18 protein-coding genes and 1 pseudogene are annotated in these 23,239 nt (G+C 56.1%); 12 read left to right on the plus strand and 7 right to left on the minus strand.

Translation table 11 applies throughout. The features are described 5' to 3' along the window. Positions 1-316: 316 nt before the first annotated feature. From V3C19_RS00070 to V3C19_RS00085, 4 genes are all read right to left on the minus strand, one after another. The gene (locus V3C19_RS00070; protein ID WP_067569558.1) at positions 317-1,021 is read right to left on the minus strand and encodes a TrkA family potassium uptake protein; all 705 of its coding nucleotides are present in this window, start codon (positions 1,019-1,021) and stop codon (positions 317-319) included. A gap of 10 nt (positions 1,022-1,031) precedes the next feature. Beyond that, positions 1,032-2,780: a potassium transporter TrkG gene (locus V3C19_RS00075; RefSeq protein WP_295932142.1), complete on the minus strand. Its 1,749-nt coding sequence runs from the start codon at positions 2,778-2,780 to the stop codon at positions 1,032-1,034. Between the two features lie 237 nt (positions 2,781-3,017). Beyond that, positions 3,018-5,465: a sialate O-acetylesterase gene (locus V3C19_RS00080; RefSeq protein ID WP_295932139.1), complete on the minus strand. Its 2,448-nt coding sequence runs from the start codon at positions 5,463-5,465 to the stop codon at positions 3,018-3,020. A gap of 85 nt (positions 5,466-5,550) precedes the next feature. After that, positions 5,551-6,324: a PEP-CTERM sorting domain-containing protein gene (locus tag V3C19_RS00085; RefSeq protein WP_130084036.1), complete on the minus strand. Its 774-nt coding sequence runs from the start codon at positions 6,322-6,324 to the stop codon at positions 5,551-5,553. Positions 6,325-6,744: 420 nt separating this feature from the next. On the opposite strand from V3C19_RS00085, the gene hisF reads away from it, so the two are divergent. The 3 genes from hisF (at position 6,745) to V3C19_RS00100 (ending at position 11,034) form a co-directional block, all read left to right on the plus strand. Beyond that, positions 6,745-7,512, plus strand: a complete 768-nt coding sequence (hisF, locus tag V3C19_RS00090; protein WP_130084037.1) for an imidazole glycerol phosphate synthase subunit HisF — start codon at positions 6,745-6,747, stop codon at positions 7,510-7,512. Positions 7,513-7,566: 54 nt separating this feature from the next. Further along, on the plus strand, positions 7,567-9,699 hold the full coding sequence (locus tag V3C19_RS00095) for a glycoside hydrolase domain-containing protein (RefSeq protein ID WP_130084038.1): 2,133 nt from the start codon (positions 7,567-7,569) through the stop codon (positions 9,697-9,699). Between the two features lie 270 nt (positions 9,700-9,969). Then, positions 9,970-11,034 carry a hypothetical protein gene (locus V3C19_RS00100; protein WP_130084039.1) on the plus strand — a complete coding sequence of 355 codons (1,065 nt, stop codon included), beginning with the start codon at positions 9,970-9,972 and terminating at the stop codon, positions 11,032-11,034. 19 nt (positions 11,035-11,053) lie between these two features. Here V3C19_RS00100 and V3C19_RS00105 read toward each other — a convergent pair whose 3' ends face one another. Then, positions 11,054-11,386: a helix-turn-helix domain-containing protein gene (locus V3C19_RS00105; RefSeq protein WP_130084040.1), complete on the minus strand. Its 333-nt coding sequence runs from the start codon at positions 11,384-11,386 to the stop codon at positions 11,054-11,056. A 142-nt stretch (positions 11,387-11,528) separates the two neighbouring features. Here V3C19_RS00105 and V3C19_RS00110 point away from each other — a divergent pair, with 142 nt between their 5' ends. Next, on the plus strand, positions 11,529-11,981 hold the full coding sequence (locus V3C19_RS00110; protein WP_130084041.1) for a cupin domain-containing protein: 453 nt from the start codon (positions 11,529-11,531) through the stop codon (positions 11,979-11,981). 274 nt (positions 11,982-12,255) lie between these two features. Here V3C19_RS00110 and nifJ read toward each other — a convergent pair whose 3' ends face one another. Then, complete coding sequence (gene nifJ, locus V3C19_RS00115) at positions 12,256-15,840, minus strand: pyruvate:ferredoxin (flavodoxin) oxidoreductase (RefSeq protein ID WP_295932134.1); 3,585 nt, start codon at positions 15,838-15,840, stop codon at positions 12,256-12,258. 60 nt (positions 15,841-15,900) lie between these two features. Here nifJ and V3C19_RS00120 point away from each other — a divergent pair, with 60 nt between their 5' ends. Genes V3C19_RS00120 through V3C19_RS00130 form a run of 3 tightly spaced genes read left to right on the plus strand, consistent with a single transcriptional unit; the run spans position 15,901 to position 18,543 of the window. Then, positions 15,901-16,227, plus strand: a complete 327-nt coding sequence (locus V3C19_RS00120) for a hypothetical protein (protein ID WP_295876219.1) — start codon at positions 15,901-15,903, stop codon at positions 16,225-16,227. A gap of 47 nt (positions 16,228-16,274) precedes the next feature. Continuing rightward, positions 16,275-17,756, plus strand: coding sequence for a lysine--tRNA ligase (lysS, locus tag V3C19_RS00125; RefSeq protein ID WP_130084044.1), 1,482 nt, complete (start codon positions 16,275-16,277; stop codon positions 17,754-17,756). Positions 17,757-17,772: 16 nt separating this feature from the next. Next, on the plus strand, positions 17,773-18,543 hold the full coding sequence (locus V3C19_RS00130; protein ID WP_130084045.1) for a protein phosphatase 2C domain-containing protein: 771 nt from the start codon (positions 17,773-17,775) through the stop codon (positions 18,541-18,543). 19 nt (positions 18,544-18,562) lie between these two features. Here V3C19_RS00130 and V3C19_RS00135 read toward each other — a convergent pair whose 3' ends face one another. Next, positions 18,563-19,294, minus strand: coding sequence for a DUF3313 family protein (locus V3C19_RS00135; protein ID WP_130084046.1), 732 nt, complete (start codon positions 19,292-19,294; stop codon positions 18,563-18,565). Between the two features lie 287 nt (positions 19,295-19,581). Between V3C19_RS00135 and V3C19_RS00140 the strand changes: the two genes are divergently transcribed. The 5 genes and pseudogenes from V3C19_RS00140 to V3C19_RS00160 all read left to right on the plus strand — a co-directional run bounded on the left by V3C19_RS00140 (position 19,582) and on the right by V3C19_RS00160 (position 23,234). Continuing rightward, a complete protein-coding gene (locus tag V3C19_RS00140; RefSeq protein WP_130084047.1) occupies positions 19,582-20,250 on the plus strand; it encodes a hypothetical protein in 669 nt (222 codons plus the stop codon). Between the two features lie 83 nt (positions 20,251-20,333). Next, positions 20,334-20,990, plus strand: coding sequence for a glycerol-3-phosphate 1-O-acyltransferase PlsY (gene plsY, locus V3C19_RS00145; RefSeq protein ID WP_130084048.1), 657 nt, complete (start codon positions 20,334-20,336; stop codon positions 20,988-20,990). A gap of 1 nt (position 20,991) precedes the next feature. Then, complete coding sequence (locus V3C19_RS00150; protein ID WP_130084049.1) at positions 20,992-22,014, plus strand: NAD(P)H-dependent glycerol-3-phosphate dehydrogenase; 1,023 nt, start codon at positions 20,992-20,994, stop codon at positions 22,012-22,014. Positions 22,015-22,157: 143 nt separating this feature from the next. Continuing rightward, a pseudogene (locus tag V3C19_RS12805) lies at positions 22,158-22,611 on the plus strand (hypothetical protein). 188 nt (positions 22,612-22,799) lie between these two features. After that, positions 22,800-23,234 carry an exosortase system-associated protein, TIGR04073 family gene (locus tag V3C19_RS00160; protein WP_130084050.1) on the plus strand — a complete coding sequence of 145 codons (435 nt, stop codon included), beginning with the start codon at positions 22,800-22,802 and terminating at the stop codon, positions 23,232-23,234. The last annotated feature ends 5 nt before the right edge of the window (positions 23,235-23,239 follow it).

The following is a 23,239-nucleotide window of genomic DNA, read 5'->3' on the forward strand; positions in this document are numbered from 1 at the left end:
TGGGCATGGAAGCATCGGGAAAATAATCCCTTGCTTTTATCTGTTAACTGTTCATCCTTCCTCTGTCTGGTTGCCGGAATTTATTTAAACCTGCCTCCTCCGCTGGCCGTAGTCTTTTACTGAAGGCGGGAGGATATGCTGGATTTCCACTCATACCAATCCGCAGGGATACATGATTTTTAAGAAATTTGCCATTCGGAAAAAGACGGCAAATAATTCGGGAGAATCTTATTCTCCATTCCTTGCGGCAGTTTCAATAAAAAATGCGGGTTCCGGCTTGAGCCGTGGTCCCCTGTCCATGGAAAATGTTTCCGGACTACAGTCCCTTGGACAGCTGGGCGAATTCGATCAGGTTCGTTTCCTTGCCGAACAGCACGAGAATGTCGTGGTCCTCGAACACGAGGTCCGGGGATGGGGTGCCGATCACGGGAATGCGCGGGATGGAAAGGATTTCACGGCGTCCCTGGGGCGTTTGGGCCTCCCCGCGGCGTACGGTGAGCAGATTGAGGTGGTGTTCCGTGCGCAGGCCCACGTCGCGGAGCTGCTTGCCCACCCAGATGCGCGGCACGGCTATTTCCACAATGCTGTGGTTTTCATCCATGGGGGAAACGCGCAGAAATTCGGGGGACTCCAGCTGGCTGGCGAGCTGCTTGGACGCCACGCGCGACAGGTTGATGAGCGCGTAAACGTTCATCTGGCTCAGAATATGTTCGTGCACCGGGCTCATCACGCGTGCGTAAATGTAGCGCACGCCCATTTTCTGGAGGTGAGTCACGACAAGAAGGTTTTCTTCAAAACTGTCCCCGATGGCCACAATCACGGCGGACTGGTCGTCCAGCTCCAGTTCCCGCAGGGCGGCCGGATTGGTATAATCCGTCACCACGGCGTAAGTCACCAGGTCCTTGACCTGCTCCAGTTCTTCATCGGAGGAGGCGACGGCCACCACTTCAATATTGCGGGCGGAAAGCTCTGTGCAGAGTTCCTGTCCAAACTGGCCCAGGCCGATAACGGTGTATCTCATAACGGTATATTCAGGTTAGCGGGATTTTGACGGATGGATAGCGGTAATGCCGCGGGGTGGGGGTGCCAGCCAGGGCGATGAGGAAGGCGAAAAGCCCCACGCGGCCGGCGAGCATGTTGATGATAAGCAGGTATTTGGAAGGGTCGCCCAGATGGGGCGTGATGCCCCGCGACACGCCTACCGTAGCAAAAGCGCTGCAATTTTCAAAGAAGATATCCAGGGAGCTCAGAGCTGGCTCCAGGCTGCAGATCAGAATGGTAAAACAACCGATCCACGCGCAGGACACCACCACGGTGATCACGCACCGCGCTACGGTCCGCTGGTCGATGCGGCGCCGGAAAAACTCCACATGCTCCCTGCCTTGGAGAATGCGCAGGATTTCGGCCCCCGCAATGGCGCAGGTGGTGGTGCGCATGCCCCCCGCGGTGCCTCCGGGGCTGCCGCCCACAACCATCAGCCCGCACATGATCAGGCTGGCGGCGGGCAGGTAGCGGCTGTAATCGCTGATGTTGAATCCGGCCGTGCGCGCCGTCACGCTGTCGAAAAGGCAATTCCAGAAATGCTGGGCCAGTGGTTCGGAGGCATGCGGAGCGGATACGGTGAAAATCGCCAGTGTTCCTCCGATCAGAAGAATACCGGTGGTGATCATCACCAGCCTGAAATAGGGAGTCCATTGCATGCGCAGGCGGCGGTGTCTGGCCGTAAAGCGGTTGACCAGCCGGGCGTAGAGTTCCTTGTAAATGCCGAATCCCAGGCCGCCGCAGACAATCAGGGTCATGATGACCGCCTGCCCGGTGTGGCACAGGCGGATACCCGGTTCCATCAAATTCATCGGGAACGTGGAAAACCCCGCATTGCAGAAGGCGGAAACGGAATGGAAAAGGGAATGCCACCACAGCGGTTCCCCCATCAGGTTAATGTCCCTTCCCTCCCAGGAAAAATAGAGCAGTACGGCTCCGCACAATTCGATAAGCAGGGTGCTGACGATGATGGTGGTGATGAAGGAAACCACGGAACCCAGGTTCCCCTCGTCCAGCAGGTCCGTCAGCAACACGCGGTCGCGCAGGGAAAAGCCCTGGCCGGCCACCATGGCCACAAAATAAGCGAAAGTCATGATGCCGAACCCTCCGATCTGGATCAGCGCCAGCACGAACATTTCTCCCAGCGGTGTAAACACATTGGCGAAGTCAACTACGTTCAGCCCCGTAACGCAAACCGCGCTGGTGCTGGTGAATAGGGCGTCCGTAAAGCTCAGCGTAATGCCGGGATAGGTGGAATTGGGAAGCAGAAGCAATCCGGTTCCGGCCAGAATGACTATTCCCAGGGAAGCTACAAACTGCATGGCCGGAGCCATTAGTGGCCTTCCGTGTTTCTGCTTGCGCAGCAACCATTCAAAAATCCTGGTCAGGGACATCAATGTGGGAATGGCGATCAGGCCCGCCGTGATGACCAGACGGGACAGCTCCGTAAAACGCATGAAATTGTCTTCCTGCTGTTCCCGCGCGATCAGGGCGAAAATCAGCAGGCAGCTGACAATCTGGAAAACAAGCAGCCGCGGCCGCGGCCGGTTGATCTCTTTCCGGAGGTAGGAACCCACGACGCCCGTCAAGTGCCCGAAAGTGGCTACGGCGGCAATCAGGCGCGCCCATTCGTGTTCCGCCCGGTCCAAGGGCCAGCCCAATTCCCAGATCACCGACCCCAGAAGGATGGCAATGCAGATGGCTGCAAGTTTGGTGAATCCCGAGCGCGTGGTTGTCATGGGTGAAATGCCTTGCGCGGAGTCTACCACCTGGATATGGAAAGAAAAGCTCTTAAGCCGTTTGCCGTTCCTCGCCCGGGTTCCTTTGGTTAATTTCGGAACTTATGCCGTAAATACGGTTAAGGGAAAAGACAGGCCTCTCGGAAAATTCCCGGCATGATCCGGGACTGTTCTGGAGCGCCGGCATCCATTCTTTTTTGTTAACTCGCGGGCAGATAAATACCCGGGAGAAAAAAATCACCCTCGGCGGCGCATGGTCAGCAGGGCCGCCATGCCCAGGAGTCCCAGCAGGGCTGAAGACGGCTCGGGAACGGAAAGCGTTACGATTCCTGTGGAAGTGTCGTAATCCAGCACATTCCAGTCATGGGCGGCGTCTGCCATGGAAAAATCTTCCGCAGAGGAAAGCCCTTCCAGGGTCCCCCCTGAAATGTCCATTATCTTGAATGACATGGTATCCGCAGCATTCGCAATTCCGCTGATGTCCAGCGTCAATCCGTTCAGCAGGTTCAAGGTTCCACCCGTCATGATGATGGCGGCCAGCCCTTCGCCTCCCTCTACCAGGTTCATGGATGAAAGTTCCACGGTAAAGTTTCCCACCGTCAGACCGTCGCCCGTTCTGACCGTCATGGAATTGCCGGCCAGGATGCGGGAACCGTCGGACAAGGTGAGCGTTCCTGCCAGATGCTGGTTGGCCCAGACAACTTGGTGGGCGATTTCCACCCGTGCCGCCGTTCCCCAGTTCAGCACCTCTCCTCCGGCCAGGCGGATGATGTTGGAAACATTGTAATGGTTCAGGTTCAGCGTGCCTCCAACGTTGACTGCTGCCGTTCCATTGCCCAGGGCACCCTTGTTCCCCAGTTGCAGCGCGCCTCCGTTAACCTGAGTGCCTCCTTCATACGTATTGGCGTGGGCCAGCACCAACGTATTGTTCGTGGTCTTGGCCAGCGTCCCTTTTCCAGAAATTTCACCGTCCAGGGTAAGAACCTTCCCGGCGGTATTGGAAGATCCGCCGAAAGAGGATAGGGTACCTTCCTCCAAAATAAAACGGTTGTTCCATGTATTGCCCGCATTTTCCCAGCCGGCAAGAACGGTAGCGCCCTGCAGGGTTACCGTTCCGGTTCCCCATCCGGAGCCCGCCGTCTGGGAACCGGTTCCGTTCATCGTCATTTCAACGCCGGGGCCGATGAACCAGCTGCCCGTGAAAGCGGGGGCGGTCGCGCTGAGATAAGTATTCACCTCCACCCGTGCTACGCCGGAAGGGCTTTCCACCAGCGTGGAATTGCGGATGGCGACATCTCCCGTTCCCGTGATGAACGTGAGCTGGTGGTTGCCGGAGGAGCTGTTTCCCCGGATGGACAGGGTGCTTCCTCCCGCAATGTCCCACTGCTGGGTGCCCTGAAGTTCCAGTGCGGAGGCGATGGTCAGGTTTTTTCCGGCGGCGATGTCGATGCCGCCGCTTCCCAGGATCAAATGGCCGTCCTGCATGGAGGGCGCGGAACTTCCATCAGCGGCTACCCCACGGATGGTGATGGTATTCAGGTATGTGTCTTCAATCCTGATGCCGTAAAGCGTGGCGTTGATTCCGGCGGCTGAACTTACCATATTATCCTTGGCGGAGGAGGCTACGTCCCAGACGGCCACGCTGTCCATCGGCAATTTGCCGTTCATCCAGGCCTCCGTGGAGGAAAGGACGGCGTCGTAATTTCCGCTACGGACCGTGCCCACGTCATAGCCGGCCAGTCTGGCCGCCTCATAGGCATACCGGGCTCCGATCGTAATCTGGGACTTTCCGTCGTAATGAACGCCCATGCTGTCGCCGGAGGTGATTTTGGCGAGGTCCCGTGTGGGAACCCAGCCCATCTGGTCGTTTGCCCGGGCCAGGGCCTCCTGCTGTTCACGGGTCGTTCCGGAGGAACCTTCATTGCCGTTGAATCCTCCGGTGACGTCTCCCGTTTCGGCATTGGTGACATTCGTTGTATTCCACTTGGCTTGTTCTCCCAGTATGGCCTGGTGCTCCGTCAACCGGGAGACATCCACCCCTTCCTGTGCCACATCCCTTTGCAAATTGTCCAGAAACGTTAACAAGGAATTGGCTACATTATTGCTTTCGGCGGCTGTGTTGGATTCCCCCTGCAGGTACATCACGCCCATGATCTCCACCTTGTCGTAGTTGTTGGCCAGGGCGTTTTCACAGGCCTTCATGACGGTTTCCACGACCGCATTGTAGGCGTTCGTACCCTTGTTCCAATAGGAATTGCCTCCTCCGTCCAGGGAGGCTTTCACGATCCCCATGTCCGCATTGCCGGAGGACGGTCCGCCCAGGGACCATCCCTTGCGCTCCATCACGGCGGCGAACCCATACTCCGGCCCCATGCAGTTGTAAGAACTGGCGGCCGTTCCGCATACCTGGGGAGCAACGGAGCCCCAGGAGGAAGAGGGTGGAGGATTGTAATCCACGGAATTGCCAGTATTTTTGTTGAAATTGTTGTGCCAGAATTTGGTGCTTCCGTCGGACTTGTACTGCTCCAGCATCTCTACGGACGCCGGGGAACCCTTGACGGCTCCCAGGGAATTGGATTGCCCTGTCAGGATATATAATTGGAGCGTTTTGGCTTCCGCTGCGCTGATTAAAGCCGCCGCCAGACAGGCGTACAGCAGGCTGCGGCAAAAGGGAGTCGGTTTCATTGTTGTTGTAGTTAGAAGGGTAAAAATGAAATCCGTTGGCAGCGCAACACGGTCAGCGGCTTTCAGGGAGTGGAAAAGCCGTGGCCTATTTCCTCCGGCGGTGCAGGAACAGTGCGCCAAGTCCCACAAGGCCCAGGGAGGCGGTTGCCGGTTCCGGGACATTGATGATGGCGGCCAGGTCGTCCTGGGTTGCCGCTCCCTCCCAGAAGCTGATGCCGGATATCGTTGCGGCAGACTGGTATCCGGGAAGAGTAGCCCAGGAGCCGAGGTACAGCGTGTTCAAAGTTCCGGATTGTTTTTGGCTGGGCCAGGATAAGGCTTGAGCAAAGCCGTTTTGTGTAATAAACAGCGTGTAGGCACCCTCCGCCTGGACGGAAAGAGTCAGGGAAAAAGGATTGTTGAAGTCAATGGCTGTTCCGCTTAATCCGCTTCCGGGGCGGCCTGTACTGCTGCCGTTGTTGGCAATGCCAATCTTGTCTCCATTTTCGTAACGCCCTATCAGGGAATTGCTGTTGGCTTCTCCTATGGAAGCGCAAAAAAGGGAATCCTGATTGTTGAGGTCCGTTGCCTTTTGAAAATTGATGTTGACAGTGTACCCGCTGCCTCCGGTCGCACCGGAAAGTCCCAGAGAAGATACGTCCAGCATCGTTTTCGTATTATTCGCAGGGTTGGTGGTAAAAGTCCCGTCGTCGTTTCGGGTGGCATTGGCAAGTGACAGGGAGAGAGATTTGGAACCCAGATCGGAAACTGCGGTTTCTCCCTGTCCGAAATGGGAAAATCCGGAAACAAGAGTAACGGCCGCTTGTGCGGCGGAAATTGCGGCGGCGCTGATGATCAGCATAGAGAGTGTTTTCTTCATTGCATAAGCTAGTGTGAATTAAAAACGTTTGCAGAGAACGCTCCCATCCCTCTATCGGATTCTAAATTCGGTTCCCTACGAGTATGAGTTAGACTTGATACAAGTCCGGGAAATCCTGGAAAAAGGAGAAATTAAAAAAGGCCAGAAACAATTTAATAATCTTATTTTCAATAGATTAATATATATAATATGTTGATTGTTAATTTTTCTTATTGTTTGCGGATTTAGAATCCGGAAATACTTCAATACATAACATTATTTGTTGAAATACAATGTGTATTTTACAAAAATGAAGGTACTTGTCATGGAGGGAAGAAAAAGATCTTGGGTAGAAAAAACGATACCCTCCTTTTGAAAACATCCTGAATCAAGCCGTATTTTAGGCTTTTCCTTTGCTGGCGGGAATGGCTTGATAAGGCCGTGCTGGCTAAAAGAATCATTCCGTGTCTGGACGTGACGGACGGCAGGGTCGTCAAGGGGACCAATTTCGTCAATTTGAGGGATGCCGGGGACCCGGTGGAATGCGCCAGGGCGTACGACGCCCAGCAGGCGGACGAGCTCGTTTTTCTGGACATTACCGCTTCTTCCGACGGCCGCGCTACCATGGTGGACGTCGTGCGCCGCACGGCTGCATGCTGTTTCATGCCGCTGACGGTAGGCGGCGGTATCCGTTCCGTGGAGGACATGCGGGAAATGCTCCTGGCTGGCGCGGACAAGGTGTCCCTGAATACGGCGGCCATCAACCGTCCGGATTTGATTAACGAAGGAGCGGCAGCATTCGGCAGCCAGTGCATCGTCGTCGCGATTGACGCCAAAAGGCAGGCACCCGGCAAATGGGGCGTTTCCACCCACGGCGGCCGTAGATTCGTGGGGCTGGATGCGGTGGAATGGGCCATGGAGGCGGAACGCCGCGGCGCCGGGGAAATCCTGCTTACCAGCATGGATGCTGACGGCGCCAAAACCGGGTATGACATTGAACTAACCCGCACCGTCAGCGAGGCGGTGCGCATTCCCGTAATCGCCAGCGGCGGGGCGGGTAATCTGGACCACATGGTGGAAGTGCTGGTGGAGGGAAAGGCGGATGCCGTGCTGGCGGCCTCCATCTTCCACTTCGGCGAGTATACGGTACCGGAAGCCAAAACCTACTTTGCTTCCAGGGGGATTCCGGTGCGACCCTTGGCGGAATAGTGCGGATGTTCTTTTTTCTTGAGAGAAAATGGAATTCCGGTACGTAATGTACGCATGCGCCACTTTTTTTTCCCTCTGTGCTCCGTTATTGCATTAACGTCTTTTGTTCAAGCCCAGTCGCCGGACAGGCATCCCCTGTACGAACCCGCTCTGGTTTCCGCTGGAGCGGCGGGTGATGCGGGCAATTTGTTTGCCGGGGCCAAAGTCACCGCTTCCGGACATTACGGCAATGACCGTCCGGAACTGGCCGTGGACGGCCAGGCGAACAACGCCGGCAAATACTGGGGCTGTGAAGGTGTTCCCGTCTGGCTTCAGGTAGATATGGGAAAACCCCGCTCCCTTTCTGCACTGCATGTCTGGCCATATTGGGAAGGGGGACGCATTTACAAGTACAAGATAGAAGGTTCGGAGGATGGCAAGAACTGGAAGATGCTGGCAGACCAGTCATCCAACAGCATTGCAGCCACTTCGGAAGGCGTCCCCTTCAAATTCAATCCCCAGACGGTCCGGTACGTCAAAATCACCTTCCTGGGCAACAGCGCCGGCAATGACAAGGGAGGGCATTTGGTGGAAATCAAGGGTTACGGTCCCGATGCCGCTCTGAATCTGCAGGCCGCCGCGGTGAAGGATTATGACCGTATTCCATGGAGCGGCGCTCCCAGGCAGGAAATGCTTCAGGATGCCGTGCGCCTGTCCGGATGGAGGGGCGAACGTGCCGCCGGACAAATTGCCGTTTGGTCTTCCCAGGCGCAGCCCCAGTTGTCCGCCTCCTGCGCCGGAGTAAAAAACGCTGCCGGGCAGGTTATTCCCGTCCGGACCACCATGATACGCTATACCAAGGGCGGCAACAGGATCATTTCTGATATTATCGGTAGTGAAAACGGCTGTGACCTGCAGGCGGGAGGCGTCCGGCCCGTCTGGGTGGAAGTCAATATCCCCCCGTCTGCCAAACCCGGCGTGTACAAGGGAAAAGTAGTGGTTTCCGCTGAAAGCGGCTCTCCAGTGAGCATTCCCGTAATTCTGGAAGTGGCTCCGGAATTCCTGCCTGCCCCCTCCAACTGGCAGGTTCATCTGGACCTTTGGCAGCATCCGCAGGCTGTGGCCCGCTGGCATGATGTGGAGCCGTGGTCCCCGGAACATTTCGCGCTGATGAAGCCGGTGATGAAAAGGCTGGCGGACGCCGGGCAGAAGGCCATTACCTGTTCCCTCATTGATGAAGCCTGGAACGCCCAGACTTACGACTGGTTCCCCCCCATGATCGAATGGATCAAGGGCAGAAACGGAACCATGCGCTGGAACTATGCCAACTTTGACAAATGGGTTTCCTTCATGATCAACGAGGTGGGCATCAAGGGGCAGATATCCTGCTATACCATGATTCCGTGGAACATGAAAATCCGTTATCTGGATGAAGCTACCGGAAAATACAAGTTCCTGGACCTCAAGCCGAACGATCCTTCCTACGAAGCCATCTGGGGACCTTTCCTGACGGATTTCCGCAAGCACGTCAAAAGCAAAGGCTGGCTGGACAAAACCTGCATCGGGCTGGATGAACGGCCGGACGCCATGGTGAAGGCGGCCAAGAACGTGCTGGACAAGTATGCTCCGGAATTCAAAATCGTTTCCGCCGTCAACCGGCCTACCGCCATGACCCGGCACGTGTATGACGTCTCTCCCGTGCTTGACCATGCGGATACGGTCACGAGCGATCTGCTGGCGCAGCGCAAGAAAGAGGGGAAAAAGACGACATTTTATGTTTGCGTCTATCCCAAAAAGCCAAATACCTTTACCATCTCCCCGTTGGCGGAGGCGGAATGGCTGCCTCTCTTCGCCGCCGCCAACCATCTGGACGGTTTTCTGAGGTGGGCCTACAATTCCTGGAACCGCAATCCGTTTGAAAAAACGGACTTCGGCAACTGGCCTGCGGGAGACTGCTACCTGGTTTATCCCGGCAACCTCAGTTCCCTGCGGTTTGAAAAGCTCCGCGACGGGCTGGAAGAATTTGAAAAGGTTAATATCCTGCGCGCCCGCGCCGCGAAGAATCCGAAGGCGAAAGCCGCCGTGGCTCGCATGGATGAGGAGCTTTCCAAACTCTTCACAGTGGAAAGAAGCCGCGGCGATTCCCATGAGGATGACGTGCGCAAGGCCCGTAAAATCATCCGGAAGACGGCAGAAGCCACTAGATGATTTCATAGATTCCGTATTTCCACATCTTTATTTGATAGAAAGCCTGTTCCTGTCTTTCCGGTTACCGGAAACAACGGACAGGCTTTTTTATCGTTCTATCACCGATGGAAAGAGGGCAATACTCCAAATACTCTTCCTGTTTTTCTTTATGATCCCGGTAAAGCCGGTCACTATCGCGCGTGACTGAACGTTTCTCGACAATGGTTCATTTCCAGATATAATAATCACGGTTTGGACTATGCGGACAGGGTTCTGACTGGAATATTTATTATGAACACCTTGCTCACAGGGGTATGCTTTTTATGTTGTTCGGCCGCCTTGCTAAAGGCGGTCGAACCCCCTGTTTTTTCCCTTTCTTTTTCAGAGCTTCCCTCTTTTCTTCAGTGGAACATACGGAAACAGGTTTCCGGACAGGGAGACCTTATTGAATCCTGGACGGGTTGGAATTCTGGATTAAAGAATTCGGAAGGCCCCCACGGAGGCCTTGTTTTTATGCAGGAAATCGATCTTGTGGGGGACAAGGGGAAAGAAAGAGTCTTCTTATATCAAAGTCCCGAAGTAGCTGGAACTCTTCCACGGCAGGATGAACATGTAAGTTTCATCTGTAATGCAGATGGCATCTATCTTTATACGGTTCCTTCCTTCTGCCTGCGCGGGAAGAAAATCGGCAGTGTTTTCCGCGGTGAAGAAGCCTATTATTTTTGTCCTGACAGGCATGTTAACAGGTATCGCTTTACGTATGGATGGAAGCAATGGGAACTAACGGAACAGTATGGCAGGATATTGGAATGGAGTGGCTGTGAAGAGACTGATCCCAAAGATGGAACCCATTGGAAAAGCGGTGTGGAGCAGACGGAAAGCGTTTATGTAACTACGGGCGTCATTAAGGAAACATGCTCCCTTTCCCCAGGCAGACGCCGGGTCCCTCTTTCCCAGAAAGCCGAAGGTGAAGATCCGTTTGAAACAATAGTAAAAGAAAAGGCAAAATCGCCTGCATCACCTGAACAGGAAAAATTGAAAGAAAACAAACCTTCTGAAACAGTTTGGGTTGTTTCCCTGTTTGAGCTTCTTACGCAGGATATTCCCCATTGGAAATGCTTTAGGGAAGTTTCTTTAAAAGAGGCGGAAAAAGAATGGAGGAAAGTTTCCGGTCCTGCCATTGAACAATCCCGGCAATGGAACCATAAAGAAGCCGTGCGGGCCATGGATGCGCTTCTTCACGTAAAAAATCTCCGAGAAGTAAAAGCCTGTCCCTTATTTCCATCTCCGGCTGAAACTATATTTGAAAGAAGTTCAATGAAGCCGGAAGGAGCTGTGGACCGGGAAGAGCCGTAAAAACAGGAATATTCTTTGTCTAGCGGGCTTGGTGGATGTCCATTTGCTGATAGGCCTTTCCCCAGCGGGACATGGAAGCCAGAATGGGATGCAGGCTGTAGCCCAGTTCCGTAAGTGTATATTCCACGCGCGGAGGGACTTCGGCATAAACCTTGCGGGTGAGCAGGCCATCTTCTTCCATGGCCCGCAGATTGGCTGTCAGGACTTTCTGCGTTACGGGACCGATGGATTTCCGGAGTTCTCCGAATCGTTTTGTTCCTTCCAGCAAATCCCGGATGATCAGCACTTTCCATCGGGAGGAAATCAGCTGGAGAGTCGTCTCGACGGGACATGGAGTCATTTTGCGAGTCATTGGTTTTAAACGATAGTTCCCTTTTGGTAACTAAAGCACAATTTTCTGCCTACTTTACAGATGGGATATTCAGGCCTACTGTAGGGAAGGTTTGCCGGACAGGCAAGCATGATAGGGAATAAATCACAAACACGGGAATAAAATGAAACGAATGGAAAAAATAGCCGGCGGTGAAAATTTCAGCGCGGCAAGTGTCGGCAAATTTAATGAATTGGGCGATTATGTTCTGGAACTTTCTCCGGAAGTGAGAATTCCGGGCAAAGTATTCGGAGGAGCTGCCCTGCATACAGGCGGGGGGGATTTTTCCTTCCAGCTTTTTCAGCCGGGCACGGAAACGGGATTCCTGCATACGCACAAGAATCATGAGGAACTCTACTTTTTCCTCAGCGGCAGGGGAGAATTCCAGGTGGACGGCAAAGTTTTTCCCGTATCTGAAGGCAGTGTTGTCCGCGTAGCGCCTCCCGGAAAGCGTTCCGTGCGCAATAATGGTTCGGAGCCGCTCGTGATGCTCTGCGTGCAGTATCGCGGAAATACGTTTACGAGCGAGGATGCGCTGGACGGCGATATTCTTGATGAGCCTGTGAAGTGGCAGTAGCGGGTTTCGCCGGGACGCTTCCGTCTGGCGAATCACCAAGAAAATGACACTCCGGATTGTTCCGGAGCGCCACTCCCTTTTGCCTGCCAGCCGTTGAGCGGAAAATTGGCCGGGACTCATGGCGGTTCTAAACTCGTGCAGACTTCATGAGGGCGCCTGCAGGAAAATAGAAAGGCTCCCTGATGAAAACTCACATCCGGACAAGCCGTAAATCAATAAAAAACGCCCCTGGCGGAAGAACCGCGCAGGGACGTTGAAATTAAGGAAGATAACCTTACTCCGCGTCCGCAGGTTTTTCAACGGGCATCGCGGCCATGTTCTGGTACAGGTTCCAGCGGCGCCAGACGTCTTTCTGGGCCTGGTCAAGGAGGTTTTCAAATTCTTCCTTGTTGGTCTTGGCCAGAAGCTTGAAGCGGTTTTCGCTGAGCAGGACGTCGCGCAGGTCGCCCTTCGGGCCCTTGCCTTCCACGATCAGCGGATTCTTGCCCTGCAGGGCAAGATCCGGATTGTAGCGGTACAGCAGGATGCGGCCCGTGTCTACCCACGCCTTTTGCTGCTGCAGACCCTTGGCCATGTTGATGCCGTGGGAAATGCAGTGGGAGTAGGCAATGATCAGGGCGGGACCGTCGTAGGCTTCCGCTTCCACGAAGGCTTTCAGCGTGTGTTCGTCCTTCGCGCCGAGGGCGACGGAGGCCACGTACACGTTGCCGTAGGTCATGGCCATCAGGCCCAGGTCCTTCTTCACGCCATGCTTGCCGGTCGTGGCGAATTTGGCCACGGCTGCGCGCGGGGTGGACTTGGAGCACTGGCCGCCGGTGTTGGAATACACTTCCGTGTCCATGACCAGCACCTTTACATTCTTGCCGGTGGACAGGATGTGGTCCAGTCCGCCGTAACCGATGTCGTAAGCCCAGCCGTCGCCGCCGAGAATCCAGACGCTCTTGCGGACCAGCTTGTCCGCAAGAGTGAGGAGGCGCGCACATTCCGGCTTGCCAGTGATTCTCTGCTTCAATTCCGCGACGTTTTCGCGCTGTTCGGCGATGTCGGCTTCGTCCTTCTGCGGGTTGGCAAGGATTTTGTCCACCAGTTCCTGGCCGATGATGCCGGCGGCGTCATGGAGGAGTTCGATGGCGTGTTCCATCTGCTTGTCCAGGGAGACGCGGAAGCCAAGGCCGAATTCGGCGTTGTCTTCAAACAGGGAGTTGGACCAGGCGGGACCGCGTCCTTCGGCGTCGTGGGACCACGGGGTGGTGGGCAGGTTGCCGCCGTAAATGGAGGAGCAGCCCGTGGCGTTGGCGACCACCAGACGGTTGCCGAAGAGCTGGGAGAGCATCTTCACGTATGGGGTTTCACCGCAACCGGCGCAGGCGCCGGAGAATTCGAACAGCGGGCGGAGCACCTGCATGGAGCGGATGTTGTCCGTCTTCACCTTGGTGCGGTCCACGTCCGGCAGGCTCATGAAGAAGTCCCAGTTGGCTTCCTCCTTGTCGTGGATCTTCTCGTTGGGAACCATCGTCAGGGCCTTGTGGGTCGGGTCCGTCTTGCTCTTGGCCGGGCAGACGTCGGAGCAGAGCGTGCAGCCCGTGCAGTCGTCCGGGGAGACCTGGATGACGAATTTTTCACCCTTCCAGTCCGGATGTTTGGCGTCCAGGCATTCGAAGCCTTCAGGAGCGCCGGCCAGGGCATCCGGGGAGAAGAACTTGCTGCGGATGGCGGCGTGCGGGCAGACGGCCGTGCATTTGCCGCACTGGATGCAGAGAGTGGGGTCCCATTCCGGCAGGTCCAGGGCGAGGTTGCGTTTTTCGTACTGGGAGGTGCCGTTCGGGAAGGTGCCGTCCACGGGCATCTGGCTGACGGGGATGCTGTCCCCTTCACCGCACATCATTTTGCCCAGAACGTCCTGGACGTATTCCGGAGCGTTCGCGGACATGACTGCCGGGATGGCGTGGCCGTTGACGGTCTTGCCGGTGATGTCCACCTGGTGCAGGTTGTCCAGCGTTGCGTCTACGGCGGCGATGTTCTTGTCCACCACCTCCTGCCCCTTCTTGGCGTAGGTCTTGGCAATGGCCTTCTTGATGTAGCCGATGGCTTCATCTGCGGGAATCACGCCGGCCAGCTTGAAGAAGCAGGTCTGCATGATCATGTTGATGCGGCCGCCCATGCCCGTCTTGCGGGCCACGGAGAAGGCGTCGATCGTGTAGAGCTTGATATTCTTGTCCAGGATTTGCTGCTGCATGCGGGCCGGCAAGGTATCCCACAGCTTGTCCGCCGGATGAGGGCTGTTCATCAGGAAAGTGGCCCCGTTGGCGGCGTTCTTCAGGAAGTCAAACAAATTCAGCAGGGAAGGCTGGTGCAGGGCCAGGAAGTTCGCCTTGGTGATCAGGTACGTGGACTTGATCGGGCGCGGGCCGAAGCGCAGGTGGGAGATGGTGGAGGAGCCGGACTTCTTGGAGTCGTACACGAAGTAGCCCTGAACATACAGGTCCGTGTGCTGGCCGATGATCTTGATCGCATCCTTGTTGGCGCCCACGGTGCCGTCGGAACCGAGGCCGAAGAACATGGCGCGCGTCACGTCATCCGCTTCCGTGGAATAGTCTTCGTCGTAGGGAAGGCTGGTGCCCAGCACGTCGTCGTTAATGCCGATCGTGAAGTGGTTCTTGGGCTTGTCCTGGGCCAGGTTGTCATAGACACCCTTGACCATGGCGGGAGTGAATTCCTTGGAGGACAGGCCGTAGCGGCCGCCGACCACCGTGGGCATGCCATTGGTGAAGGCAAGGTCTCCGCTGGCCTGGGCGTCAAAGAGAGCCTGGATAACGTCCTGGTGGAGCGGTTCGCCCTGGGCGCCGGGTTCCTTCGTGCGGTCCAGCACGGCGATCTTTTTGACCGTGGAGGGAAGGGTCTTGATGAGTTCCGCGGCGGGGAAGGGGCGGAACAGGCGCACTTTCAGCACGCCTACCTTGGCGTTTTCACGGGCAGTCATGGCTTCCACCGTTTCTTCCACCGCTTCGGCGCCGGAACCCATCAGGATGATGACGTTTTCAGCGTCCGGGGCGCCGGTGTAGTCCACCAGGTGGTAGGAGCGGCCCGTCAGGGACGCGAATTTGTCCATGGCCTTCTGCACGATGGCAGGGGTAGCGGCATAGAACGTATTGACCGTTTCACGGCCCTGGAAGTAAACGTCCGGATTCTGGGCGGTGCCGCGCAGAACCGGGGCGTCCGGTGTCAGGGCGCGTTCGCGGAAGGAATCCAGCCATTCCGTCTTCACCATGGCGTTGAGCGTGTCGTCGGAAATATCGGCGATCTTGCCGATTTCATGGGACGTGCGGAACCCGTCGAAGAAATTCATGAAGGGAATGCGGGATTCCAGCGTGGCGGCGTGGGAAATGGCGGCAAAGTCTGCGGCTTCCTGCGTGGAGGAACCGCAAAGCATGGCCCATCCGCAGGAGCGGGCGCTCATCACGTCGCTGTGGTCGCCAAAGATGGACAGGGCTTGGTAGGCTAGGGAGCGTGCCGCCACATGGAACACGGCCGGAGTCAGTTCCCCGGCAATCTTGAACATGTTCGGAATCATCAGCAGGAGGCCCTGGGATGCGGTGAAGGTCGTCGCCAGGGAACCGGTCTGGAGGGCGCCGTGAACGGTGCCTGCGGCGCCGCCTTCACTTTGCATTTCCACGACGGAGGGAACGGTGCCCCACAGGTTCTTCCGGTTGGCGGCCGCCCAGCTTTCGGCGGATTCACCCATCGGAGAAGACGGGGTAATGGGGTAAATGGCAATGACTTCAGAAAAACGATAGGCTACAGAGGCTACGGCTTCGTTAGCGTCAATCGTGCTGTAAGTTACGGTTTTTTGATCACTCATAAGTCTGCACGGATAGTATAATTGATAAATATGGTGCGTCTTAACGGAATTGATTATAACATGTCCCCCTCCAAAGGTAAAAGCAATTATGTGTATGTGCTCTCCTGTCGTTCATTTTTTATAATAAGACCAGATACGGACCAGAGAGAAAAATGCCGTTCGCGGCGTATGGTATTGGTTTTCTTAGAAAAAGATTATCTTTTGAAAAAACGGGGAAGTGTACTGAAATGCAATTTCAGGATATTTGCGGGGACTCCGGCCCATGTGGAAAGGCTGGCTCTTCTTTCTGCCGCAGGATGGTGGAGGAAAATGGAATCCTCCCTGCAGAATGTAAGGGAGGAACGGCATTTTACGCAGGAGAACCCTTCAAAAATGGATTCTGCCTGACAATCCGCTAGCCAAAACGGAACCAAGCCTTTAAAATCCCCCGCACTATGTCCGAACAACAGCAGGCACATCCCAATACGACGGAATCCGAACTCATTGCCGTGCGCAGAGACAAGCTCGCCAAAATCCGCGAGCTGGGAATCGATCCCTATGGTGCAAGATTTGACGCGACCACCACGCCCGCCGAGTTGAAGGCCGACTTTCAGGAAGACAGGCAGGTGGCCGTGGCGGGGCGCCTGCTGGCCATTCGGGACATGGGCAAATCCCAGTTCTTCGTCATTGGAGACGTGCGCGGCAAAATCCAGGGCTTCCTGCACCGGAATGAAGTAGACGAAACTACCTGGAACCTGTGGAAGCTGCTGGATCGCGGGGACTGGATCGGCATCACGGGGACCACGTTTCTGACCCGTACCGGAGAGCCTACCGTCAAGGTCTCCGGCCTGGTCATCCTTTCCAAGAGCCTGCGCCCCCTGCCGGACAAATGGCACGGATTGGCGGACAAGGAAGCTACCTACCGCAAGCGGCATCTGGACCTCATCTCCAATGAGGAAAGCGCCGCCCTGTTTGTTACCCGTTCCCTGATGATTGCGGAAATCCGCCGTTTCCTTCAGGACCGCGGCTATCTGGAAGTGGAAACCCCCATGCTTCAGGACGTAGCCGGGGGCGCCGCCGCCAAGCCGTTTGAAACGTACCATAACGCCCTGGACATGCCGCTGACGTTGCGCATTGCGCCGGAACTCTTCCTCAAGCGCCTCATGGTAGGCGGGTTCACCAAGATTTTTGAACTCAACCGCAGTTTCCGCAACGAAGGCATCGACCGCCGCCACAATCCGGAATTCACGATGCTGGAAGCCTACTGTGCCTGCGGAGACTTTGAAACCATGGCGGACATGGTAGAAGAACTCATCTGCCATCTGGCGGAAACGTTCTGCGGCGGTCTTCAGATCGACCACAAGGATGCGGAGGGCAACGTTCTTTATACCATTGACCTCACGCGCCCGTGGAAACGTGCCGACTACCAGGACCTGATCCGCGGCGCAGCCGGCCAGGACTGGTTTGACATTACGCCGGAGGAACGCCGCGCCCGCTGTGCGGAACTGGGTGTGGAAATCAGCCCGGACATGAAGGATGTGGACGTTTCCCAGCAGGTATATGAAAAGCTGGTGGAGGAAAAAACCATGAACCCCTGCTTTGTCACCCACGTTGCCAAGGACCTGGTGCCCCTGGCCAAGCTCAACAGGGAAAATCCGGACGTGGTGGACGTGTACGAACTGGTGATCAACGGCCAGGAAATCTCCCCCGGCTATTCCGAGCTCAATGACCCGGACGTCCAGAAGGAACGCCTGGAACACCAGGCAGCCGGGGAAACCCAGCGCGTGGATTACGACTTTATTGAAACGCTGGAATACGGAATGCCCTCCGCGGGCGGCATCGGCATCGGCATTGACCGGGTCATCATGATGCTGACCGGCGCTTCTTCCATTCGTGACGTCCTGCTCTTTCCCCAGTTGAAGCGGAAGGACAGTTAACCTTACCGCATGCCGCATGGCCCGACGCACTCCCGATTCCCTGGACTGCGCTTCCGCTCAATGGATCGGCAAACGCCGCGAGCAGGAAGACGTGGTAAAAAGCCTTTCCGTTGACGGCGGAATGCTGGGAATCGTGTGCGACGGCATGGGCGGCCATCTCCGCGGCGCCTGCGCCTCCTGCGTGGTGGCGGATGCATTTGCCTCCGCGTTTGTGGAAAGTGGCCGGCAGGACATCCCCGCCCGCTTGGCGGAAGCGCTGCACGCGGGCAATGAGGCGCTGGCCGCTACCCAGAAGGAACCCGAAGAATCCGGAACCACCCTGCTGGCCGTGTTCATCCGGGACCGTTGTCTGTGGTGGATTAGCGTGGGGGATTCCCCCCTTTATTTGTGGAGCGGCACGGATGGAGCCCGGATGGACCGCCTTAATGAAGACCATTCCATGAGACCGATTGCGGACTGCCTTTACAGGAAGGGGGAAATGTCCCTCCAGCGTGCCCTGCGGCAGCGCTGCGTGCTCCGCTCCGCCGTAATGGGCGGCCCCATGGAACTGGTGGACATCAGCGCGATGCCCCTGCTGCTCCATCCCGGGGATGCCGTTCTGGCCTGTTCGGATGGCTTGCAGGTTTGGTCCGAATTGTTGAGAGAGCCTTCATTCCTGGCCCTTAACGCGGCGCGGGACCGTTCCAGCCGGCATCTGGTGGAAACCATCATGGAGCAGGTGAAGGATATGCTGGAGCCCCAGCAGGACAATGCCTCCGTCTGGGCCGCCGTGGTAAGGAAATCTTGAAAGCCTTCCTACGGAACCATTAAAACGGATTCAGCGTGAACCATAAAGCGGGCGCCACCTTGCCGTTGCGTCCCTTGGCTATCAATTCCGCCAGCTTGGAACTCCACATGTCGATCGTCTTTCGGTGATTGCCGTACATCGTGTAATCCCTGACGCTGCCGAAAACGGTCGGTTCATCCGAACGGTAGTCGCCGAATACGGCCAGACGTTCTCCGGTGCGCGCATCCGTTACACGGCCCGTCATGGCCATGTCCCCTTTGGAGATCAACCCCAGGCCGTAGGAAACCCCTGGAATAAAAAAGGATGACCCCAGGGACAGAAGATTGACGCCCACCAGGGTGCGGTTGATGCTGACAAAGGCCGTCTCCAGTACCAGGTCGGCTTTTTGACGGCTGTCCGCCAGGGCGATGGGAAGTCCTGGTTGTGCGGCCAGATCTTCCCGGAGTTTCCGGTCAAACTCTCCCGCCAGTTTCACGGCCTGGGCTTTAAACTCTTCCGGGTGCCAGTGATGGCCCGCTTCCGGCGTCAGGTAGTCTATGGTCGTTGGGGCAATGTAAAGCCGTGTATAATGCTTTTCTTTTCCCTGGACTTTCGGATTCACCCAAAGGCCTTCAAACGGGGCGTTCCACGGTTGCAGGGTTTCGGAGGCAAACTCCGTCTTCGGTATTTTGGCAAGCAGATGTTCCGTACATGAGCAGAACAGGCTGGCCAGTGCGGCGCAGACAAATACCAGCGGAAAAAAGGATTTCATAAGGATTTTTATGAGGACGGAATTTGTGTGAAGACTAGCAAATCTCAGGAAAATCGGCAAGGGAATCCCTCTGGTGAAGAAAAATGCTGCGGACTGTGCGGAAACGGCACGGTTCGCGCTCCGGAAACCGGGAATATGAGGATTCGGGTTGAAATCACGAAAAAACGGACTAATGATACAATCCTGTGAGAACTATCCTTTGCTCTTTGTTGTTGGCTTCCTCCGTTGCCGTTGCTGCGCCTGTTTCCATTGGAGTGGCGCCTTCCGGCGTTGTGGTAAGGTTTGATATGCAGAATTCCCCCGGCTTTATTTTTATAAGCGATCCTTTTCCCGGTGTGGAAGTAGGGTTGCTCCTGACGCCTTCCGAGGAAAAGGTGCAGCTGGTCGCCGGCAGGGAGAATGGGCGCCTTGTTTGTAAGGACTCCACAGGGAAGGACCTGGGCAAGGTAACTATTGCTCCGGTTTATTCCATGGGGGTTGTCATACCTCCGCAATGCGGATGCGCCGTGAATGCCCGGGAAGCGCCTGCTCCGGAAGCACAATGGATTCATGTCAAGGGAACCTTGCCCGTACAAGTTCTGGACGGAGAGGAACGAATGGAACCTGTTGCGCTTGAAATGAAGAAGGGGGCGACTGCTTCCGCGGGCCATGTGGCGCTCACGGTGGAAAACGCTGTTGTCAAAGACGGTTCCATCAAATTGAACTTGAAATTGTCCCGGAAAAACAAGGACGTTCCAGTAGGCAGAATTCTCTTTCAGAAAATGGATGGAACAGCTCTTGAGGCCAAGGGAGGCACGAAACACATCTATCTGGCACAGGAGGACTATACGGTTGAGTGCGAATATGCCATCCCTTCCGCGGATGCGGAACTTAAGGTGGTGCTTTTCAAAAAGACAGGCAGGGAAGTACAGGTGCCTCTTGACCTGAAAGTAGGCCTCGGAGGTCCCGCCAGGTAGGGAAGGCCGTTCCGGCGGTCCGGGTCCGGGAAATTCTCAATTGTCATTTCCCCGGTGCAGGGGTAGAATGCTTTCCACACGAAATGACTGCCTGGATAGTTCTCTACATTGCGGCCTCCTATCTGGTGGGAGCGGTTCCGTTCGGCTACCTTGCCGGCAGGTGCAGGGGGCTTGATCTCAGAAAGGAAGGGTCTTGCAACATTGGCGCTACCAACGCATGGCGCGTGCTGGGCTGGCGGTGGGGCGCACCGGTATTTGTCCTGGACTTTCTGAAAGGGTTCATTCCCGTATTTGGCGCATTGCACTGGCTGCCGTTTCTGACCGGGGACAGTGCCGGATGGGACTTCAACACGGCGGTGGTCCTGGTATGTTTTGCCGTGGTGTTGGGCCATACGTACACCTGTTTTCTCGGATTCAAGGGGGGAAAGGGCGTGGCGACAACGGCGGGCGTTCTCTTTGCCCTCAATCCGGCAGTGGCCTGTACGGCTTTGGCTACGTGGCTGGTGCTCGTAGGAATATCCGGCATCGTCTCCCTGGCCAGCATTCTGGCGGCGGTTGCGATGATCGTGGCGGGATGGTGGATGTATCCGCTCGCCGAGGGAGGAAGCATCTCGTCCCAGGTTCTCTATATTGCCTTTTTTACGTTGATCGGCCTGCTGGTCATTTTCAAACACCGTTCCAACATGGCAAGACTGTTCAATGGAACGGAACACTCCTTCTACTCCAAAAAGTCCAAGTAAGATGATAAATCGGTTACATAAAATAGCGGTGATCGGCGCCGGTTCCTGGGGCACGGCTTTGTCCATGGTGCTGGCAACCAGGGAATGCGAGGTTGTGCTGTGGACTCCGGTGGAGGCCCAGGCCAGGGAACTGGCGGAAACGAGACGCAACCCTGTTCTATCTGAAACCGCCGCTCCCCTGGCTCCCAACATTCATCCCACTTGTGACCTGAACCTGGTGAAAGATGCGGAACTGATCGTGGTGGTGGTGCCTTCCGTAGCCATGCGTTCCGTGGCGCAGCAGCTGCGTGATCTGCCCGTGCGGTCGGATGCCGTTATTGTCTCCTGCACCAAGGGCATTGAACAGGGAACCCATAAAAGAATGACGGAAATTCTCCAGGAATATCTCCCTTCAAATCCCATCGGCGTGCTTTCCGGTCCCAACCATGCGGAAGACATTTGCCTGGGTCTTCCCTCCGCCTCCTTGATTGGTTTTGAGGATCCGCAATATGCGGATTGGGTGCAGCAGATATTTGCCTCCAAGACCTTCCGGGTTTATTCCGCTACGGACATCATCGGAATGCAGCTGGGGGGGACCATCAAGAACGTTTTTGCCATTGGAGCCGGATTATGCGAGGGACTGAACCTGGGGGATAACGCCCAGGCCGCCCTGCTGACGCGCGGGCTGGCTGAAATGACGCGCATCGGCGTAGCCAGCGGAGGCCGTAGGGAAACTTTCATGGGCCTTTCCGGGGTGGGAGACCTCATTGTCACCTGCTATTCCCGCCATTCCCGCAACCAGACGGTGGGGCGCAGGCTGGCGGAAGGAAAAAGCCTTCAGGAAATCCTGGATACCCTGGGCATGGTGGCGGAAGGAGTGCCCAACACGCTATCCGTGTATGAAATCGCCCGGAAATTGAAGGTGCGCACGCCTCTGATAGACGCTGTTTACGCCGTGCTTTATGAGTCCAAGGCGCCGATGGAAGTCCTGACGGAACTGATGACGAGAGACCCCAGGCCGGAAATGGATGCGGACGATCATTGATCGTGGCTGTTGTGCGAGGTGGGCCGGTACAGGCGTGCCGCCGTCATGAGCGCTGCGTGCTGCAAAATGGCCGTAACCTTGTTAGGAAGCAGAAAAATTACGTCCGCGAACCGGAACGGGCAGGAGTCACAGGGGCGGCCTTTATCAATTTCCCGGACGGATCGGATGCCTCCCTCCAGGATCCCTCCGTCGTCGCCCATCCGGGCGGCGTCAAGGAACAGACGGCAGGGCTGCATGCCCGGAAATTGGCAGAACAGGGTGATCATTGCCTTTGACGCCCCTTGCCAGGGTGAAAGAACGGGTGAACCGTGGCATCTGGAAAATCCTTACGTCAGGACTGAAGGCATCAGTGTGTTAATTGATTACTTGACCCCGTTTTCCTATGTGGATAACGGCAGGAACGCATTCCCTGCGGATTGTTACGGGCAGCGCTGCCGGGAGCAAATGGATGAGCGATGATCCATATGTCCGCGCGGCAAGCGGGGCCAAAAGTTACCGCGAGTGGAAGGCGTTGACCACATATCGTTATATGACGTGCCGGAATATGTGGATGAAGCCTTTTTCATTCTGTCATCATTTTTCAAGAATCATCCTTAATCTGTGCCCGGAAGCCTTGCTCTTCCTTCTGCGGCATCCCCCGCGGCGAGTCTGTGCCGCAAATGGAGAGGAACAGGCTGCCGTCCCCGGCTTTTTCCTTTTCAAGGGAGTCAGGCGCAGAGAGCGGATGTTTTTTTGTTTTTTTGAGTTGCTTTTCCTCGACAAATTATACTATATAAACAATCAGTATGAAACGTGCCATCATCTCCGCTCTTTTCGCCGCCGGAGCCCTTGGGGTTGCCAGTGCGGACATTCAGGCTCCGCCCGCTTCCGAATACACTCCGACCCGCAAGCTGGGCCGCGCCCTTGCCAACCTCATTTACTCCGTTGAAGAAATCCCGCTGGGGATTATCAACTGGACGAGCCGCGAAGGCGACTACGCCGGATTCTCCGTCGGCATTGTGGATGGTACCGCCACCATGTTTGAACGCATGGGCTACGGCATCTATGAACTTGTCACTTTCTGGGCGCCTACCTACAAGTGCACCTACAGGCCTCCTTATCAGGGCCGTTGCGGCATGAGCGGCCTCAAGGAATACAATCCCAACGGCGGCTTGAGCGAATTCCCTGCGGAACTCAGCTTCCAGAGCTACTATAACTATTCCCGCCAGCAGCGCGACTAAGCCGG

Source organism: Akkermansia sp. AE01SA01 (assembly GCF_036417395.1).
Taxonomy (GTDB): domain Bacteria; phylum Verrucomicrobiota; class Verrucomicrobiia; order Verrucomicrobiales; family Akkermansiaceae; genus Akkermansia.